Annotated in this window: 3 protein-coding genes; all 3 read left to right on the top strand. The window is 58.4% G+C overall.

The window, feature by feature from the left end:
- Positions 1-687, top strand: a 687-nt coding sequence (locus JWQ24_RS27955; protein ID WP_299815694.1) for an adenosylhomocysteinase, incomplete at its 5' end; no start/stop codon positions are given.
- 229 nt (positions 688-916) lie between these two features.
- Positions 917-1549 carry a DsbA family oxidoreductase gene (locus JWQ24_RS27950; RefSeq protein WP_299815691.1) on the top strand — a complete coding sequence of 211 codons (633 nt, stop codon included), beginning with the start codon at positions 917-919 and terminating at the stop codon, positions 1547-1549.
- A 56-nt stretch (positions 1550-1605) separates the two neighbouring features.
- The gene (locus JWQ24_RS27945) at positions 1606-2523 is read left to right on the top strand and encodes an NADP-dependent oxidoreductase (protein ID WP_299815689.1); all 918 of its coding nucleotides are present in this window, start codon (positions 1606-1608) and stop codon (positions 2521-2523) included.
- Positions 2524-2526: the final 3 nt, after the last annotated feature.

Below are 2526 nucleotides of genomic sequence, written 5' to 3'. Positions count from 1 at the left end.
ATCAAGCGCGCCACCGATGTCATGATCGCCGGCAAAGTGGCCGTCATCGCCGGCTATGGCGACGTCGGCAAGGGCTCGGCCCAGGCCATGCGCGCGCTGTCGGCCCAGGTCTGGGTCACCGAATTCGATCCGATCTGCGCACTGCAGGCGGCGATGGAAGGCTACCGCGTCGTGACGATGGATTACGCAGCCGACAAGGCTGATATCTTCGTCACCACGACCGGCAACTTCAATGTGATCACGCATAGCCACATGGTCAAAATGAAGAACCAGGCCATCGTCTGCAATATCGGCCATTTCGACAACGAGATCGAAGTCGCATCGCTTGAAAAGTACAAGTGGGAAGAAATCAAGCCCCAGGTCGATCACATCATCTTCCCGGACGGCAAGCGCATCATCCTGCTCGCCAAGGGCCGGCTGGTCAACCTGGGCTGCGGCACCGGACATCCTTCGTACGTGATGTCCTCTTCGTTCGCCAATCAGACCATCGCGCAGATCGAGCTTTTCACCCAGGGTGCGAAGTATCCTCTCGGCGTGCATGTTCTGCCCAAGCACCTCGACGAAAAGGTCGCCCGTCTTCAGCTCAAGAAGCTGAATGCCGAGCTGACCGTTTTGCGCGAAGACCAGGCCAAGTACATCGGCGTGCCGGTGACCGGCCCATACAAGGCTGATACGTACCGCTATTAAGCAGAACATGAAGTGATTGAAAGGGCCGGCCCGACACATTGTGTTTGGCTGGCCCTTTTCTTTGGTACCGAGGGAGAGCCCTTTCCCAGATGTTGGGCTGTTGGGTCCAAAGTGAGCCCACCCAACATGGGCCCAACATCTGGGAAAGGGCTCCTTTCGAGACAGAATCCGGGGCCAGGCAGCGAGGCCTGCACTCAGTATTGCAATGAATGAAAGTAGGTGATCCATCATGATTGAAATCGAAGTCTGGTCCGACATCGTCTGTCCGTTCTGCTACATCGGTAAACGCCATCTCGAAGCGGCTTTGAAAAAATCGGGACTCGCGGAAGACCAGGTCCGGGTCCGTTGGAAAAGTTTCGAGCTCGACCCGCAAGCCGCGCGCGACCCGGTGTCCGGTCTCAGCGAACTTCTGGCGAAAAAGTACGGGAAGAGTGTTGAGTGGGCCAAGCAGCTCCATGATCAGATGCGCGAGCAGGCAAAAACCGTGGGCCTCGACTACCGCTTCGACCTTGCCCGGCCCACCAACACTTTTGATGCCCATCGGCTGATTCACCTGGCCGACCGGCACGGGCTTCAGGAAAAAGCCGAAGAGCGCCTGTTTCAAGCCTATTATACGCGTGGTGAGCATGTGGGGGATCCCGAGACCCTGACCCGTATCGGCGCCGAACTCGGCCTGGACCCGAAAGAGGTGAAACAGATGCTCGAGAGTGATGCACTGGCGGATGAGGTGAGGCGTGACGAGCAGGAAGCCCAGGAAGTCGGCGTGGCTGGCGTCCCGTTTTTTGTCATCAACCGCAAATACGCGATTTCAGGCGCGCAGCCGGTCGAAGTATTCGAGGAAGTGCTTCGCAACGCCCTTTAGTTTGTACGGCACATGCATGCCTTAAAGAGAAACTTCCAAATCAGAGGATTCTCTTTATGAAGGCGATACGCATTCACTCCTATGGCCACTCGGACCAAATCCATGTCGAGGAGGCCCCTCGGCCCAGTCCTGACCCGGGCGAAGTGCTGGTGCGGATCCGCGCGGCCGGCGTCAATCCGGTTGATTGGAAAATCCGCGAAGGCTATATGAAGGACGAGGGGCATGATCCGTTTCCACTGACGCTCGGCCGGGATTTCGCGGGCGAGATCGTGGAGGTCGGCGAAGGCGTCCGGCACTATAAAGTCGGAGACGAAGTCTTCGGTTTTGCCGACGGCTCCTATGCCGAATATGCCAAAGCTTCGATCGGACTGATCGCCCATAAGCCATCTACACTGGATTTTGCGGCTGCGGCGGCGCTTCCGGTGGCCGGGCTGACCGCTTATCAGATCATCACGAGAGTCGTGCGGCCTAACCGGGGTCAGGTGCTTCTCATTCATGGCGCGGCAGGTGGCGTGGGGGCCCTGGTCTGCCAGCTGGCCAAATGGCAGTCCGCACGCGTGATCGCTTCCGCTTCGATCCGGGACGCGGTCTATCTTCGGCAGCTCGGTGTCGATCAGATCATCGATTATAAGTCCGAGCGCTTTGAGGAAAAGGCCAAGGATGTGGACGCCGTGATCGATCTCGTGGGGGGCGATACGCTTTCGCGCTCCTATTCAGTCATTAAATTTCTGGGAACTCTGGTGACCGCCGTCGGTCCGCTGGATGCGGTTCGTGCGCAAGAACAGGGGATTCGAGCGGTCCAGTTCGTGATGGAACCGAATCAAGCGGATCTGGTGCAAGTGGCAAGGCTTGCCGATCAGGGCACCCTCAGGCCGCGCGTGAGCCAGGTCATCGAGCTCACGCGGGCACGGGAGGCCCAGGATCTCAACCAGTCGGGAGCTTCGCATGGCAAGGTGATTTTGCGAGTCGCGTGAGTT

It is taken from the genome of Tardiphaga sp., from assembly GCF_028290495.1.
Taxonomy (GTDB): domain Bacteria; phylum Pseudomonadota; class Alphaproteobacteria; order Rhizobiales; family Xanthobacteraceae; genus Tardiphaga.
The sequence above is the reverse complement of the archived record's forward strand: the minus strand, read 5'-3'. Positions and strand labels throughout refer to the sequence as shown.

Excerpts from the sequence above, each read along its gene's own strand:
- JWQ24_RS27950 (WP_299815691.1), top strand. The coding sequence starts at position 917 with ATGATTGAAATCGAAGTCTGGTCCGACATCGTCTGTCCGTTCTGCTAC.
- JWQ24_RS27945 (WP_299815689.1), top strand. The coding sequence starts at position 1,606 with ATGAAGGCGATACGCATTCACTCCTATGGCCACTCGGACCAAATCCAT.